Below are 15,740 nucleotides of genomic sequence, written 5' to 3' on the forward strand. Positions count from 1 at the left end.
AGGGCCGCTGCGCTGGGAGAATCCGGCAAAGCGGGGCGGGCGAACGGGCAGCCGCCCGCCGGGGGGACGCGGCCCGGATTCCGCGGCCGGACCGGCCCGCGGGGGGCCGGACCGGAATGCGGCGGCTCGAATCACTGGTTGTGGCGCGCGGTTCAGGCCGGAACCCGGCAAAATCTGCCGCGTCCGGCCCGGCCCGCGCGCCCGCCTCTATTCGGCGGCGTTGCGGCGGCCGGCCTGCGGGCTGGGGCGCCGGGCCAGCACGTCCCGCAGGAAGCGGCCGGTATGGCTCGCCGTCGAGCGGGCGATCTCCTCGGGGGTGCCCTCGGCCACCACCCGGCCGCCGCCGTCGCCGCCCTCGGGACCCATGTCGATCACCCAGTCGGCGGTCTTGATCACTTCGAGGTTGTGCTCGATCACCACCACGGTGTTGCCCTGGTCCACCAGCTCGTGGAGCACCTCCATGAGCTTGGCGACGTCGTGGAAGTGCAGGCCGGTGGTCGGCTCGTCGAGGATGTAGAGTGTGCGGCCGGTGGCGCGCTTCGACAGCTCCTTGGAGAGCTTCACCCGCTGCGCCTCGCCCCCCGACAGGGTGGTGGCCTGCTGGCCGACATGGACGTAGTGCAGGCCGACCCGCTTCAGGGTCTCGAGCTTGTCGCGGATCGCCGGCACCGCCTTGAACAGCTCGGCCGCCTCCTCGACGGTCATGTCCAGCACGTCGGCGATCGACTTGGCCCTGTACTTCACCTCCAGGGTCTCGCGATCGTAGCGCTTGCCCTTGCAGACGTCGCAGGTGACGTAGACGTCCGGCAGGAAGTGCATCTCGATCTTGATGACGCCGTCGCCCGAGCAGGCCTCGCAGCGCCCGCCCTTCACGTTGAAGGAGAAGCGGCCGGGCTGGTAGCCCCGCGCCTTGGCCTCCGGCAGGCCCGCGAACCAGTCGCGGATCGGCGTGAAGGCGCCGATATAAGTGGCGGGGTTCGAGCGCGGCGTGCGCCCGATCGGCGACTGGTCGATGTCGATGACCTTGTCGAGATGCTCCAGCCCCTCCAGCCGCTCGTAGGGCGCCGGGTGCTCCAGGGCGCCGTTCAGCTTCTTGGCCACCGCCTTGTAGAGCGTGTCGATCACCAGGGTCGACTTGCCGCCCCCCGAGACGCCGGTGATGCACGTGAAGGTGCCGAGCGGCACCTCGATATCCACGTCCTTGAGGTTGTTGCCCCGGGCGCCGAACACCCCAAGCTTGCCCTTCCGGCCCTTGCGCCGCGCGGTCGGGGTGCGCACCGACATCGCGCCGGTCAGGTACTTGGCGGTCAGCGAGGCGGGGTTGGCCAGCACCTCCGCGGGCGTGCCCTGGGCGATGATCTCGCCGCCATGGATGCCCGCGCCCGGGCCGACATCGACCACGTAGTCGGCCTGCAGGATCGCGTCCTCGTCGTGCTCGACCACGATCACCGAATTGCCGAGGTCGCGCAGGCGCTTGAGCGTGCCGAGCAGGCGCTCGTTGTCGCGCTGGTGCAGGCCGATCGACGGCTCGTCGAGGACATAGAGGACGCCGGTGAGGCCCGAGCCGATCTGCGAGGCCAGCCGGATGCGCTGGCTCTCGCCTCCCGACAGGGAGCCGGAGCCGCGGGCGAGCGTCAGGTATTCGAGGCCGACATCCACCAGGAAGCTCAGCCGGTCACGGATCTCCTTCAGGATCCGGACCGCGATCGCGTTCTGCTTGGCCGTGAGCTTCTCCGGCAGGTCCGAGAACCAACGATGGGCCTCGCTCACCGACAAGGCGGTCACGTCGCCGATATCGGCCATCGCGACCTTCACGGCCAGGGCCTCGGGCTTCAGCCGCTTGCCGCCGCAGGCCGCGCAGGGCGTCTCGCTCATGAAGCGGCCGATCTCTTCCCGCACCGAGTCCGAGTCGCTCTCCTTGAAGCGGCGCTCCAGGTTGGGGATCACGCCCTCGAACGGCTTGTTGACCGCGTATTTGCGCAGGCCGTCATCGTAGGCGAAGCGGATCGCCTGTTTCCCGGAGCCGTACAGCACCACGGCGCGGGCCGCCTCCGGCAGGCTCTGCCAGGGCACGCTCGTCTTGAAGCCGTAATGCTCCGCGAGCGCATCCAGCGTCTGGCCGTAATAGGGCGAGGTCGATTTCGCCCAGGGGCCGACCGCGCCGCGCTTCAGGCTCAGCGCCGGATCAGAGATCACCAGTTCGGGGTCGATCCGCATCTCGTGGCCGATGCCGCCGCAGGTCGGGCAGGCCCCGAACGGGTTGTTGAACGAGAACAGCCGGGGCTCGATCTCCGCGATGGTGAAGCCAGAGACCGGGCAGGCGAAGCGCGACGAGAACGTGATCGTCCGGGGCGCCTCGCCCTCGGGCGCGTCCGCGAACACGATCTCGCTGATGCCGTCGGCGAGTTCCAGCGCCGTCTCGAAGGACTCGGCCAGCCGGGAGGCGATGTCGGCCCGCACCACGATCCGGTCGACCACCACGTCGATATCGTGCTTGAACTTCTTGTCGAGCTTGGGAGCATCGTCGATCGAATAATATTCGCCGTCGATCCGCAGCCGCTGAAACCCCTTTTTTTGGTACTCGGCGATTTCCTTGCGGTATTCGCCCTTCCGGCCGCGCACCACCGGGGCCAGCAGGTACAGTCGCGTCTTCTCCGGCAGTTCCAGCACCCGGTCGACCATCTGCTGGACGGTCTGGCTCTCGATCGGCAGGCCGGTGGCCGGCGAGTAGGGGATGCCGACCCGCGCCCAGAGCAGGCGCATGTAGTCGTAGATCTCGGTCACCGTGCCTACGGTGGAGCGCGGGTTCTTGGAGGTGGTCTTCTGCTCGATGGAGATCGCCGGCGAGAGCCCGTCGATCTGGTCGACGTCGGGCTTGGACATCATCTCCAGGAACTGGCGGGCATAGGCCGAGAGCGATTCGACGTAGCGGCGCTGTCCCTCGGCGTAGATCGTGTCGAAGGCCAGCGACGACTTGCCCGAGCCCGAGAGCCCGGTGAACACCACGAGCTTGTCCCGGGGGATCGTCAGGTCGACGTTCTTGAGGTTGTGCTCGCGGGCGCCCCGGACCGCGATGACCCGCCGGTCGTGGGCGGAGGGCTGCGCGGCGTCGAACAGGGCCGCCAGCTTGGCGTCGGTGGCGGCCTCCGCGGCGGCGTCCCGCCCGGCGCCCTGCTCCGCCCCCTTCCGGGCGGGCGCGGGTGCCTCGGCCTTCACCCGGCCCGGCTTGGGAAGCACCGACTCGGGACGCGCCGCCTTGGCGGGAGCTTTGGCGGGACCCTGGGGAGACGTAGCCTCGGGAGACGTAGCCTTGGGAGCGGCTTTGCTGGCGACGGCTCGGCTTCCGGCTTGGGCTTTGGCCATGAGGGCGGCGGTCTTTCGAGGCGTCGACGCGGTCGGGGCGGGTTTGCGCGCGGGCCAGCCGCCGCACCGGCTCATGTCGAGCCCGAAGGGGTCGACGGCAAGATGGGGCCGGCGGGACGCAGGCCCGTCATGCGCCGTCCTTGCTAGAACGAAATGAGTACGCCGGCAACAGGTCGCCGGATCGGCACCCCGGTCGGGCCGTCGGCCGGTGTTGCACCGCGGGAGTCGGGGCACCACGTCGCAGGGCGCCCCCGCCCCCTTCGACAGGTGCCGATGCCCTCGCTCGACGCGACCCATCCCCCGGCCGCCACCGGCGCGGCCGGTTCCGATGCGGCCATCCCGGCCGGCCGCTCCCACAGGCTGTCCACGCGGCTGATCTTCCTGATCGTCGGGATCGGCACGGCCACCTGGGCGCCCCTGGTGCCGCTCGTGAAGGCGCGCGCCGGCCTCGACGAGGCGGGCCTGGGCCTGCTGCTGCTCTGCTTCGGCATCGGTTCGATCGTGGCGATGCCGAGCGCCGGGGCGGCCGCCGCGCGGTTCGGCTTCCGCCCGGTCCTGCTCGCCGGCACGATCGCGCTCTGCCTGACCCTGCCGGTGCTCGCCGCGGGCTCAGGGCTCGTGCCGCTCGCCCTGGCGCTGCTGCTGTTCGGGGCCGGGATGGGCGCGGTCGACTGCGTCATGAACCTGCAGGCGGTGGCCGTGGAGCGCCTGAGCGGGCGCCCGATGATGTCCGGCTTCCACGGCCTGTACAGCCTCGGCTGCATCCTCGGGGCGCTGGCCGCGAGCGGCCTGCTCGCCGCCGGGATCGGCGCGGGGACGAGCGTGCTGATCATGGTGGCGGGCATCGCGGCCCTGTTCGCGGCCGCCTGGCCCGGCATCCTGCAGACGGGCGCGGGGACGGGCGGGGACGCGGGGCCCGCCTTCGCGCTGCCCCGCGGCGCGGTGCTGGTCCTGGGCCTGCTCTGCTTCGTGGTGTTCCTCACCGAGGGCTCGGCCCTCGACTGGAGCGCGGTGTTCCTGATCCAGCTCCGGGGGCTCGATCCGGCCTGGGCGGCGCTGGGCTACGCGGCCTTCTCGGTGACCATGACGGCCGGGCGGCTCGCCGGCGACCGGATCGTGGCCCGGCTCGGCCGACGTCCGGTGGTCGTCCTGGGCGGCCTGCTCGCGGCCGCCGGCCTCGCCCTGTCGGTGGTGGTCCCGTCCTGGGAGGCGGCGCTCGCCGGCTACGCTCTGGTCGGGGCCGGCTGCGCCAACATCGTCCCGGTCCTGTTCACGGCGGCCGGCCGCCAGGACGCCATGCCGGAGAGCGTGGCGGTGCCGGCGGTCACGACCCTCGGCTATGCCGGCGTGCTGGCGGGACCCGCGCTGATCGGCTTCGCCGCCCAGGCCCTGGGCCTGTCCGCGGCGCTCCTGATCGTGGCGGCTCTGCTCGTCGGCGTGGCGGCGAGCGGTCGGTTCCTGCGGGTGTGAAGCCGGCGGCCTCAGCCTTCGGCGTTGCGCGCCATGAAGCTGGCGGGGGGTTCACCGAGATCGCCTCGACCGCCACCGGGAGGTCGCGGGGTCAGGGCTCGGGCCGGGCCGAAGTATCCCCGAAGGCGTAGTACAGTCCGACCGGGCGCGGGCGATCCCCGGAGCCTGCCATCCACGCGTTGAAGATGTGGGGCGACATGCACGCCGATGCGGCAAGTACAGTTCGGACTGCCGCCTGATTGGGCATTTGCTCGTTGCATCGAACAACTGCGCCGTAACGGTGTTTTTATCACCGTGCCGGATGGTGCGGGACGACCGACTGCATGGTTCTGGATCCCGATGGCCGTCCTCTCCTCGCTCCGTGCCCGCATCCTCGCGGTGGCGCTCGCGCCGTGCCTCGCCTTCGCGGGGGCCGCGGGATGGGCGGTGTCCGACCAGTGGACGCGGCGCGCCGAGATGGACCGGGTTGAGACTCTCGTCGGCCTCGCCTCGCGGATCAGCGCCTTCGTGCACGAGGCCCAGCGCGAGCGCGGCGCCTCCAGCCTGTTCTTGGGCGCCCGGGGGGGGCAGTTCGGGCCGGAGCTCGCGGCCCAGCGCGGGCGCACCAATGGGTCGCTCGCCGGGCTTCCCGAGGCGGTGGCCGCCGCGACGGACTTCGGCCCCGGCTTCGCGGCCCGGGCCGACGGCTTCACGAAGGCGCTCGCCGGGCTCGCGGCGCAGCGCCGGGCGGTGGATGCCCTCACCTCGGGGGTCCCGCAGGCAGCCGCGTTCTATACGGGCCTGATCGGCGAGGGGCTGGGCGTGGTCCGGGCGATGGGCGGGGTGGTCGACGAAGCCACCATCGCCGCCCGGGCGAACGCCTACGCGGCGTTCCTGTCCCTGAAGGAGGCCGCCGGCCAGGAGCGGGCCGCCGCCGCGGCGGTGTTCGCGTCCGGCAACCTGGACCTGCCCGCCGCACGCCGGCTGGTGACGCTCTCGGCCGATCAGGCGACCTATGCCGGTCTGTTCCGGGCGGGGGCCGACGTTGGGCAGGCCGGGCGGCTCGACGAGGCCGAGGCGACCGAGCCGGCCCGGGAGGTCGCGCGCCTGCGCAAGGCCGTGCAGGAGACGATGCCGGGCACGCCGCTCGCCTTCCACGACGCGCCGGCCTGGTTCCGCCTCGCCACCCAGCGCATCGACGCCCTGAAGGGCGTCGAGGACCGGCTCACCGCCGACCTGGTGGCGGCCGCCGGCGCGGTGCGCGCCCGGGCCGATCGGATGCTGACCCTCTGGATCGTGGGCGGCCTCGCCCTGTTCACGCTCTCGGCCGGCCTCGCGGTCTGGCTGGGCACGGCCATCGCCCGGCCCCTCGTCCGGATGGCCCGGGTGCTGACGGCGATCGGCCGCGACGAGGCGGGGGCCGACCTGGCGATCCCGTCGGGCGGCCCGCGCGAGGTGCGGGCGATCGCGGGCGCCGCGGCGGCGTTCCGCGACAGCGTCGCCGAGCGCCGGCTCGCCCGGGCCGCGCAGGAGCGGCTCGCCGCCGAGAGTGCCGCCGCGCAGCGTGCCGCCGCCCTCGGCCTCGCCGACAGCTTCGAGAACCGGGTCGGCGGCATCGTGGAGGCGGTCTCGGCGGCCGCCGCCCAGCTGGAAGCCTCCGCGCACGGCATGGCCCGGGCCGCGCAGGACACCACCGACCTCAGCCGGTCGGTGGCCGGCGCCGCGGATTCCGCCGCCCGCTCGGCCGACACGGTGGCGGCGGCCACCGAGGAGCTGACGGCCTCCGTGCGGGAGATCGGCGTGCAGGTCGGGGCCTCGGCCGACCTCGCGGCCGCGGCCACCCGGGACGCGGACGGCATGGCCGGGGAAGTCCGCCGCCTCGCGGAGGCCGCCGGCAGCATCGGGGAGATCGTCGCGATGATCTCGTCGATCGCCGCCCAGACCAACCTCCTGGCCCTCAACGCCACGATCGAGGCCGCCCGGGCCGGGGAGGCCGGCCGCGGCTTCGCGGTGGTCGCCGGCGAGGTGAAGAACCTCGCCGGCCAGACCGCGCGGGCGACGGAGGAGATCGCCGCCAAGGTCGCGGAGATCACCGGATCCACCGAGGCCTCGGTCCGCTCCATCGGCGGCATCACCGAGGTGATCCGCAACCTCGCCCGGATCGGGGCCGAGATTGCCGCCATGGTCGAGCAGCAGGGTGCCGCCACCGCCGAGATCGCCCGCACCACCGGCCAGACCTCGCAGGACACCCGCGCGGTCTCGGGCCACATCACGGGCGTCGGCGAGGCGGCGGACACCGCCAGCCACGGCTCGTCCCGGGTGCTGGAGGCCGCCAGCGACCTGTCCCGGCAGGCGAGCGCCCTGCGCGGCGCGGTCGGCGACTTTCTGGCCAACGTCCGGGCGGCCTGAGCCGGCCGCCCAACAAGACGGTCATGGATTGTCAAAAGGTCCGCGACCTTTTGCGGGCGCAGGGCAGAGCCCTGCGAACCTCAGGGGCTCCGCCCCTAAACCCGGCCAAAGGGCTGAGCCCCTGGGAAACCCAAACCTCACCTACGCGCCGAGGCCGAGGCCGAGCAAGCGGTCGGCGTTGCGCCAGAGGGCGGCCTCCAGGGCCTGCGCCGACAGGCCGAGCGCGCGAAAGTCCGCGACGCCCTGGCGCATCGGCCGGAACGGGAACGAGGAGCCGAACAGGAACTGGTCCTTCATGAAGCCGTTCGCCGCCTCCACGTAGAGGCCGCCGCCCGGCGCGAACGTGTACATGTCCGGGGAGACGAACACGTTCTCATTGCGGAAGGCCACCGTCACCATCTCGGCGACGTGCGGGTAGAATCCGTGGCAGCACACGATCGGCAGCTGCGGGAAGGTCTTGGCGACCCGGTCCACCGCCAGGGGGTCGTTGAGGCGCAGGTCCGGCGTCGTCGGCCCCGACATCACGAAGGCCGGGACCTTGAGGTCCTGGCAGAGTTCGTAGAGCGGCATCAGGCGCGGGTCGTCGGCCCGCATGGCCTCGCGGTAGAAGCCGGCATCGAGGTTGATCCCCCTGAAGCCGAGTTCGGTCACGGCGCGCTCGGCCTCCGCCACCGCGGCCTTGCGGCCGAGCTTCACCGGATCCACCGAGGCGATGCCGATCAGCCGCTTCGGATCGTGCCGGGCGACCTCAGCGAGGGCGTCGTTCGAGACCCGCACGCCGGGCACCGAGCGGGCGACCATCACGGCGACGTCGATGCCGGCCCCGTCCATCTCGGCACGGAAGCCCTCGATCGTGGTGCCGCGGGTGAAGTGCTCGACCTCCCGGCTGCCGACCCGCGCATTCAGCCAGCGGGCCACGCCGAATTCGGGCGTGTCCGGCTCGGCGCCGAAGAACCTGTGCAGGAAGGTCGGACGGCTGCGCATGTCCACGACGGGCATGGTCTGGGACTCCACTTTCATGACTCGAACAGAGAGCGTGTCATCGAACGGCGGTCGATGGAATCGTGCGCGCCGTGCGGTCGATCGTCGAACAAGATCATGGATTCAAAAGGTCCGGGACCTATTGCGGATGCAGGGCGGAGCCCTGCGACATCAGGGCTCCGCCCTGACGACCCGCCAAAGGGCTTGCAGCCCTTTGGAAACCCGATGTCGTCCAGGCCCTGTCAGTGCGAGACCGCCTCCAGCACCTTGCCGCGGGTCTCGACGCCGAGGGTGAGGACGAGGGCGGCGGCGATCAGGAAGCCGCCCGCGCCGACTTGGAAGGCGGTGGCCGGGCCGTAGTCGCGCACCAGCACCGGCACGATCATCGGCCCCAGGATCGCGCCGATCCGCCCGAAGGCCGAGGCAAAGCCGGCCCCCGTGGCCCGCGCCCGGGTCGGGTACAGCTCCGGCGTGTAGGCGTAGAGGCAGCTCCACATGCCGAACATGAAGAACTGCATCACGAAGCCGGAGACGAACAGCCAGGTCTCTCCGGCGGCGTTGCCGTACAGGTAGGCCGCCGCGGCCGCGCAGACGAGGAACAAGGCCGTGGTCGGCTTGCGGCCGATCCGCTCGAGCAGCAAAGCCGCGGTGGCGAAGCCCGGGATGCCGCCGAGCGTGATCAGGGTCACGAAGCCCACCGAGCCGACGATCGAGAAGCCGCGCTCCTTGAGCAGCACCGCGATCCAGGAATTGAGCCCGAAGAAGCCGATCAGGGCGAAGAACCACAGGCCGAAGGCCATGACGGTGCGCAGACGGTAGCCGGGCGCGAACAGGGTCGCCACCGCGCTCAGCCGGGGGGCGGGGGCTCCGGGCGCGACGGACGCGGCGATCTGCGGGGTGACCGGGGGCAGGGGCCGACCGGTGGCGCGCACGACCGCCCGCTCCATCGTGGCCATCACGGCCTCAGCCTCTGCGTGGCGGCCGGCCTCGGCGAGCCAGCGCGGCGATTCCGGCATGGCGCGGCGCACCACGAGCACCACCAGCGCCAGCAGGCCCACCACCACGAAGGCCCAGCGCCAGCCGAGATAGGGCAGCACGAAGAAGCTGATCGCCCCCGACAGCACGTAGCCCACCGCCCAGAACCCCTCCAGGATCGCGATGTACTTGCCGCGCACGGGAGCCGGGACGATCTCCGAGACCATCGCCTGCGCCACCGGTGCCTCGCCGCCGACGCCGACCCCGATGAGGAAGCGGCAGGCCATCAGCACCGGCAGGCTCCAGGCCGCCGCCGCCGCGAGGCTCGCCAGGCCCCAGACCACCATGGTCACCTGGAACACCGCCTTGCGGCCGAACCGGTCGGAGGCGGTGCCGGCGATGATGTTGCCGACGAGCTGGCCCGCGAAGGTCATGGCGGCGAGCTGGCCAGCCTCCGTGGGGCTCAGCCCGAAGGCGACCACGATCGAGCCGAGCAGGAAGGTCAGCAGCGCCACGTCGATCTGGTCGACCAGCCATGCGGAGGCGATGATCGCGAATATCCGCCGCTGGTAGCCCGACATCGGCAGCCGCTCGAGGCGCGCGGCGATGTCGGAGACGACCGGGCGCGCCTCCCCGGGGGGCATGACGACCGGCGGATCGGCGGCAAGCGGCACGGCGTTCTCTCCTCGACACCGGGGATCGCGCCGCGCGCGGGCCCCGCGGGCGATCCGGTACAGCACGCCCGGCCGTCGGAACAGGCATGACGCCGGATCGCGCCGCGCTGTCGGCGGCCCGGATCCGGCCTATCTCGTCCGGCGCCCCCGCAGGCCTGGATACGCGATGGACGATCCCACGATGGCTGCGCAGCACGGCCGCTACCGCTACAGCGCGCTGCCCGACCGCCCGGTCTAGGACTGGCCCGGGGGCAAGCGGCTGGCGGTCTATGTCGGCCTCAACCTCGAGACCTTCGATTTCGGGTCCGGGTTCGGGGCCGAGCTCGCCCCGGGCGGTCCGCAGCCCGACGTGCTGAACTACGGCTGGCGCGACTGGGGCAACCGGGTCGGGGCCTGGCGGCTGCGCGACGCCCTCGACGGCCTCCGCCTGCCCGCCAGCGTGCTGGTCAACAGCCGGCTCTACCGGGACTGCCCCGGCCTGATCGAGGCGTTCCGGGCCCGCGGCGACGAGATCGTCGGCCACGGCCGCACCCATGCCGAGCGGTAGGGCACGTTCTCCGAGGCGCAGGAGCGCGCCCTGATCGCCGAGGCGATTGCGATCCTGACCCGGGAGGAGGGCAGGGCGCCCGCCGGCTGGCTCGGGCCCTGGATTTCGCAATCCGGGCTCACGCCCGACCTCCTCGCCGAGGCCGGGTACCGCTACCTGCTCGACTGGTGCCACGACGACCAGCCGACCTGGATGGCGACCCGGCGGGGCGGACGAATCCTGGCGGTGCCCTACCCGCAGGAACTGAACGACATCCCGGCGATCGTCGCCCGCAAGGACACGGGGCGGCAGTTCGCGGACGCGATCGTCGACGCCTTCGACGAGATGCTGGACCTCTCCGCTGCGGCGCCCCTGGTGATGGGCATCGCGCTCGATCCCTACATCGTCGACCAGCCCCACCGGCTGCGGCCGCTGCGGGCGGCGCTCGGCCACATCGCGGCCCACCGGGACCGGATCTGGATCACCACGGCGGGCGCGATCACCGCGCACGCGACGGCCCTGGCCGGTTGACCGGCGCGCACGGGTCCGCTGGGTGCGACATCCCGCCCAACCGCCTTCCGGGTCACGATTTTCGCGCGGTCAGCCTTGCTGCCGCCATCGTTGCCCCGGAGGCGGCAGGACCCGCCTCCGCCGATCACGCCGCTATGCACGACGCCCTGGACCCGTGCCGCCACGCGGCGCCGTCCGACTCCGCCACGCCCGATCCCCCGCCGGAGGCCGGGTTCGGCGACATCGTCCGCATGGCCCGCCGGGCCTGCGGAGCCGCGGTCGCGCTGCTCGGCCTCGCCGACGGGGACCGGCTCCGGCTCGAGGCCCGGGCCGGGCTCGTGCCCGGCCCGCTTCCGCCCGAGACGACCCTCGAGAGGATCTTCGAGCACAGCCAGGGCTGCATCCCCGTCGGGCCGGGACTCCTCGTCATCCCCGACCTGGCGCAGGATGCGCTGACCCGCGACGGCCGGCCGCCGGCGGCCGCACCGTCCCCGCGCTTCTGCGCCGGGGCGCCCCTGGAGACACGGGCGGGCGAGCGCCTCGGCATCCTCTGGGTGATCGACCATGCCCCCCGCCCCGGGGGGCTGGGGGCGGAGGAGGCCGAGGATCTCTCCGCCCTCGCCCGGCTGGCCGTGGACCGGCTGGAGCTGCGGCGGACGCGGGCGGAACGCGACCGCACCCTGGCCCAGCGCGGCGTGGTGGCCTCCGTGCTGGCGGCCCTGGCGGAAGCCGGGGGCGACCTGCAGGCGATCCTCGACCTCCTGGTGGCGGCCGCCATGGATGCGGTGCCGGAGGCCGAGGGCGGCGGCATCGAGATGCGCGAGGGCGCGGAGCTGGTCTACCGCTCGGGGGCCGGCACTCTCGCCCGCCACGTCGGCCTGCGCCTGCCGCTCGCCGGCAGCCTGTCGGGAGCCGCGTTGACGGGCGGTATCGCGATCCTCAGCCCCGATGTGTGGGCGGATCCGCGGGTGGCGCACGACCTGCTCCCGGTGCTCGGGATGCGCTCGGCCCTCTACGTGCCGGTGCGCCGCGGCGGCGAGGCGGTGGGCATCCTCAAGCTGCAATCGGCCCGGGTCGACGCCTTCACGCGCGACGATCTAGAGATCGCGCAGCTGATCGCCGGCACGGTCGCCTCGGGGCTCGCCGAGGCCGGGGAGGCCGAGGCCCGGCGCGCCACCCGTCGCAGCGAGGACCGCTACCAGGCGGTTTTCGAGGGCGCCCTGGACCACGCCATCGCGGTGATGGACCGCGACGGCCGCATCACCGACTGGAACGCCGCCGCAGTCCGCATCCTCGGCTGGAGCCCGGACGAGATCCGGGGCGAGCCGGCCGCGGTCCTCTTCACCCCCGAGGATCGGGCGGCCGATGTCCCGGCCCAGGCGATGCGGCTGGCCCTGGAGACGGGCCGGAGCAGCGACGAGCGCTGGCACCTGCGCCGGGACGGCACCCGCGTCTTCGCCAGTGGCGAGATGCTGGCCCTGCGCGACGACGACGGCGTGGCCACGGGCTTCCTGACGATCCTGCGCGACCGCACCGAGCAGCGCGCGGCCCTGTCGCGCCTGGAGGCGAGCGAGCGCGCCCTCGCGGTGGAACGCGCGTTCCTGGCCGCGATCCTGCGGCAGGCCCCGGTCGGCATCGTGATCGCCTACGCGGACGGGGGGAGCCTGGTGAACCTGCGCGCCGAGGCGATGCTGGGCCACGGCGCCGGCGAGCGGGCGGGAGAGGAAGCCCGCGCGGCCGGCATCGGTCCGGTCGATCCGGACGGACGCCCCTACGGCGCTGCGGACGATCCGACCCAGCGGGCGCTGCGTCGGGGCGAGACCGTCCGGGACGCGCGCATGCTCTACCGGCGGGAACCGGAGGGCGAGCCGCGTCGCTGGGAGGTGTCGAGCACGCCGATCCCCGGGCCGGACGGGCGCCCGGCCGCGGCCGTGACCGTGCTGGTCGACGTGGAGGAGGAGCTGTGCGCCCTCGACGCGGCGCGCACCAGCCAGGCCCGGCTCGCCACCGTAATGGATGCGGTCCCGGTGGGGATCCTGCTCGCCGAGGCGCCCTCGGGCCGCATCGTCATGGGTAACCGGCGCATCCGGGACGTGCTCGGCCACGACACGCTCTACGCGGCGGTCAGCGCCGATTACGGCGCCTACGTCGCCTTCCACGCCGACGACCGGCCTGTGGCCCCGGAGGACTATCCACTCGCGCGCATCTGCGCGGGGGATGTCGACCGCGCCGAGCTGGAGGTTCGCTACCAGCGCCCCGGCGGGTCGCGCCGCTGGATCGCCATCACCGGCGAGGCGATCAAGGACGCGGCCGGCGCCACCATCGGGGCGGTGGTGGCGATCTCCGACATCGAGGCGCGCAAGCGCACCGAGGCGAACCAGGACCTCCTCAACCGCGAGCTGTCGCACCGGCTCAAGAACACCCTCGCGCTGGTGCAGGCGATCGCCGCCCAGACCCTGCGCAACGCGCCCGACATCGACGCGGCCCGGGAGTCCCTGGCCGCGCGGCTGATCGCCCTGGGCCAGGCCCACGACATCCTGCTCGCCGGCCATGCCGAGGCCGCCAGCGTCGCCGCGGTGGTGAACGGGACCCTGGCGCTGCATCAGGACGGTCCCGGGCGGATCGGCCTCGACGGCCCGGACCTGCTGATCGGGCCCTCGGCGGCTCTGTCGCTGGCCCTGATGCTGCACGAGCTCGCCACCAACGCGGCCAAGTACGGTGCCCTGTCCACACAGACGGGCCGGGTCGCGGTGACCTGGGGGGTGGCGCCCGGTCCGGCGGGACAGGAGACCTTCACGCTGGCTTGGCGGGAGAGCGGCGGGCCGCCCGTGACCAGGCCCACGCGAAAGGGGTTCGGCTCGCGGCTGATCGAGCGCGGGCTCGCCGGGGCGGTGGGTGGCCGGGCCGTGCTCAACTACGCCCGCAGCGGGCTGGTCTGCACGCTCACCGCCCCGCTCGCGGGCTTCCGGGCCGAGTCGTAGGCGTCCGGGCGATCGATGGGTCGATCTGATCAGTCCGGGATCGCGAAGCCGATCGACAGGCACAGGGCGGCCACGGCGGTGAGCGCCAGGACCGCCTGACGGATCTGATGCCAGCGCGCCGCGCGGGCCCGCTCCTCCGGGCTGGCGCCCAGGCACAACTCGTCGTCGAAGCCCTTCACGAAGGATTCGAAGCTCGGGAAGGCCCGCCGGGCGAGCCACAGCCACGCGCCGACGGCGATCAGGCTGAGGGCCCAGCCCCCGTAAGTAAACGCATCGTCCAGCATCCGGCGCACGCCTTCCAGCCTACGCCCCCCTCGATCACTCCACTACGTTAAGGTGAAGACATTGCCTAGATCGCCCGCCGGCTCCGGCGGGCGACTTTTTGTTGCCGGACATGTCCCGGCAGCGGATTCAGGCCTGCGGGCGACCCAGCGCGTAGAGCGTGATGGCGGCGGCGTTGGACACGTTGAGGCTGCGGATCGCCCCCGAGAACGGGATCCGGGCCAGGACGTCGCAGCAGCTCCGCGTGCGCTCGCGCAGGCCCTTGCCCTCCGCCCCCAGGACGATCACCAGCGGCCGGGCGACGGTCAGCGTATCGAGGCTCGCCGGCGCGTCGGAATCGAGGCCGATCCGGGTGAAGCCCCGCTCGCCCAGCGCGATCAGCGCCTCCGCGAGATTGCGGACGGTGACGAACGGCACGTGCTCCAGGCCGCCCGAGGCGGATTTCGCCAGGACGCCGGTGGCGCCCGGCGCGTGCCGCACCGTGGTGACGATGCCGGCGACCCCGAAGGCCGCGGCCGTGCGCACGATCGCCCCGACATTGTGGGGATCGGTGATCTGGTCCAGCGCCAGCAGCAGGGCATCGGCGGGCAGCTCGTCGAGGCCGGGGGCGGGCAGGGGCTCGGCCTCGAGGTACAGGCCCTGGTGGACCGCGTCAGGCCCGAGCAGGCGCCCGATCTCGCTCGGCCGCACCAGCTCGGGGGCGATGCGCAGGGACCCGCCGAATTCCTCGGCCAGCCGGGCGGCCGCGTTCTCGGTGGCGAGCAGCCGGTGGAGGCCGCGTGCCGCGTTGCCCAGCGCCTGCGCCACCGGATGCCAGCCGTAGAGCACCGTGACGCCCTCGCCCGGACCGGCCTCGGGCCTGGGTCCACCGGGGCGGCCGCCGGGCCGGAAACCGGGGCGGCGCGGGCTGGCGGGACGTCCGTCGTTGCGGCGGACTGTCATCGGGACGCGATCGGGGGGCAGGGCATCGGCTCGGCCTTCTCTGGATGGATGGGCCGTGAAACCGGGCGGCATCGCCCACGTCAAGCCGGAGCATCCGGAAAGGCTCCCGAGAAAGCCTGCTCTGCGGCTCCGATCGCGACCGCGATTCCCTGCGATCGAACCCCCGGGTTGTGGACGAAGCCTGCATATTCCCTCCAATTCATGTGCCTATCGGCCGGTCCGGGCGGGTTCGTCAGAACGAACAAGCGCTCGGTTAAGTAGGAAGATTATCAAGCTAGAATCTTTTAGAGAGTCAGTTCGGCAAGCTATATGCTGTCCCGGTTTCACCATAGGAGGCAATGACTTGGCGAGGTTTCGCGCATCGAACTCTGCGCGCTGCCGCATCGGACTCTGCGCACGCCCGTATCGGATTCGGCGTGGATCGGGCCGGGCGACGCATTGGATTCTGCGTGGCCGCGTATGGGATTCGGCGCGGATTCGGGCCAGAGGCGGTGGATAACGGGGACGGAATGCGCGGGGCCCCCGTATCGAACTCTGCGCAGGCCGGAGCCGGCGGATCGGCCCGTATCGAACTCTGCGTCAAGCCGGCCCGAATCATCCCCGGAGAAGCGTGGATTGCCGGGACAAGCCGGGCCGGACCGGGGCCGC

Annotated in this window: 8 protein-coding genes and 1 pseudogene; 4 read left to right on the forward strand and 5 right to left on the reverse strand. The window is 72.7% G+C overall.

What is annotated here, in order from left to right; all coding sequences use genetic code 11:
* Positions 1–207: 207 nt before the first annotated feature.
* A complete protein-coding gene (gene uvrA, locus Q8W67_RS18930; RefSeq protein ID WP_305548532.1) occupies positions 208–3,363 on the reverse strand; it encodes an excinuclease ABC subunit UvrA in 3,156 nt (1,051 codons plus the stop codon).
* Between the two features lie 273 nt (positions 3,364–3,636).
* On the opposite strand from uvrA, the gene Q8W67_RS18935 reads away from it, so the two are divergent.
* Both Q8W67_RS18935 and Q8W67_RS18940 read left to right on the forward strand, forming a co-directional pair.
* Positions 3,637–4,833: an MFS transporter gene (locus tag Q8W67_RS18935; RefSeq protein WP_305548534.1), complete on the forward strand. Its 1,197-nt coding sequence runs from the start codon at positions 3,637–3,639 to the stop codon at positions 4,831–4,833.
* 339 nt (positions 4,834–5,172) lie between these two features.
* Positions 5,173–7,221 (forward strand): methyl-accepting chemotaxis protein, encoded by a 2,049-nt coding sequence (locus Q8W67_RS18940; protein WP_305548536.1) that lies wholly within the window; start codon positions 5,173–5,175, stop codon positions 7,219–7,221.
* Positions 7,222–7,362: 141 nt separating this feature from the next.
* Here Q8W67_RS18940 and Q8W67_RS18945 read toward each other — a convergent pair whose 3' ends face one another.
* Both Q8W67_RS18945 and Q8W67_RS18950 read right to left on the reverse strand, forming a co-directional pair.
* Entirely contained in the window at positions 7,363–8,220 is an 858-nt protein-coding gene (locus Q8W67_RS18945; RefSeq protein ID WP_305548538.1) for an amidohydrolase family protein, read from the reverse strand.
* 224 nt (positions 8,221–8,444) lie between these two features.
* Positions 8,445–9,821: an MFS transporter gene (locus tag Q8W67_RS18950; protein WP_370693907.1), complete on the reverse strand. Its 1,377-nt coding sequence runs from the start codon at positions 9,819–9,821 to the stop codon at positions 8,445–8,447.
* A gap of 196 nt (positions 9,822–10,017) precedes the next feature.
* On the opposite strand from Q8W67_RS18950, the pseudogene Q8W67_RS18955 reads away from it, so the two are divergent.
* Both Q8W67_RS18955 and Q8W67_RS18960 read left to right on the forward strand, forming a co-directional pair.
* Positions 10,018–10,908 (forward strand): annotated as a pseudogene (locus Q8W67_RS18955) (polysaccharide deacetylase family protein).
* A gap of 134 nt (positions 10,909–11,042) precedes the next feature.
* The gene (locus Q8W67_RS18960; RefSeq protein ID WP_305548542.1) at positions 11,043–13,868 is read left to right on the forward strand and encodes a PAS domain S-box protein; all 2,826 of its coding nucleotides are present in this window, start codon (positions 11,043–11,045) and stop codon (positions 13,866–13,868) included.
* Between the two features lie 29 nt (positions 13,869–13,897).
* On the opposite strand, the gene Q8W67_RS18965 is transcribed toward Q8W67_RS18960, so the two are convergent.
* Together Q8W67_RS18965 and Q8W67_RS18970 are read right to left on the reverse strand one after the other, a co-directional pair.
* On the reverse strand, positions 13,898–14,152 hold the full coding sequence (locus Q8W67_RS18965; protein WP_305548544.1) for a hypothetical protein: 255 nt from the start codon (positions 14,150–14,152) through the stop codon (positions 13,898–13,900).
* Positions 14,153–14,279: 127 nt separating this feature from the next.
* Positions 14,280–15,092, reverse strand: coding sequence for an RNA methyltransferase (locus Q8W67_RS18970; RefSeq protein ID WP_305548546.1), 813 nt, complete (start codon positions 15,090–15,092; stop codon positions 14,280–14,282).
* Between the last annotated feature and the right edge of the window lie 648 nt (positions 15,093–15,740).

The organism is Methylobacterium sp. NEAU K, from assembly GCF_030700285.1.
GTDB lineage: Bacteria > Pseudomonadota > Alphaproteobacteria > Rhizobiales > Beijerinckiaceae > Methylobacterium.

Coding starts and splice junctions, on each gene's coding strand:
- uvrA (WP_305548532.1), bottom strand. CDS start 3,363: ATGGCCAAAGCCCAAGCCGGAAGCCGAGCCGTCGCCAGCAAAGCCGCT.
- Q8W67_RS18935 (WP_305548534.1), top strand. CDS start 3,637: ATGCCCTCGCTCGACGCGACCCATCCCCCGGCCGCCACCGGCGCGGCC.
- Q8W67_RS18940 (WP_305548536.1), top strand. CDS start 5,173: ATGGCCGTCCTCTCCTCGCTCCGTGCCCGCATCCTCGCGGTGGCGCTC.
- Q8W67_RS18945 (WP_305548538.1), bottom strand. CDS start 8,220: ATGCCCGTCGTGGACATGCGCAGCCGTCCGACCTTCCTGCACAGGTTC.
- Q8W67_RS18950 (WP_370693907.1), bottom strand. CDS start 9,821: ATGCCCCCCGGGGAGGCGCGCCCGGTCGTCTCCGACATCGCCGCGCGC.
- Q8W67_RS18960 (WP_305548542.1), top strand. CDS start 11,043: ATGCACGACGCCCTGGACCCGTGCCGCCACGCGGCGCCGTCCGACTCC.
- Q8W67_RS18965 (WP_305548544.1), bottom strand. CDS start 14,152: ATGCTGGACGATGCGTTTACTTACGGGGGCTGGGCCCTCAGCCTGATC.
- Q8W67_RS18970 (WP_305548546.1), bottom strand. CDS start 15,092: ATGACAGTCCGCCGCAACGACGGACGTCCCGCCAGCCCGCGCCGCCCC.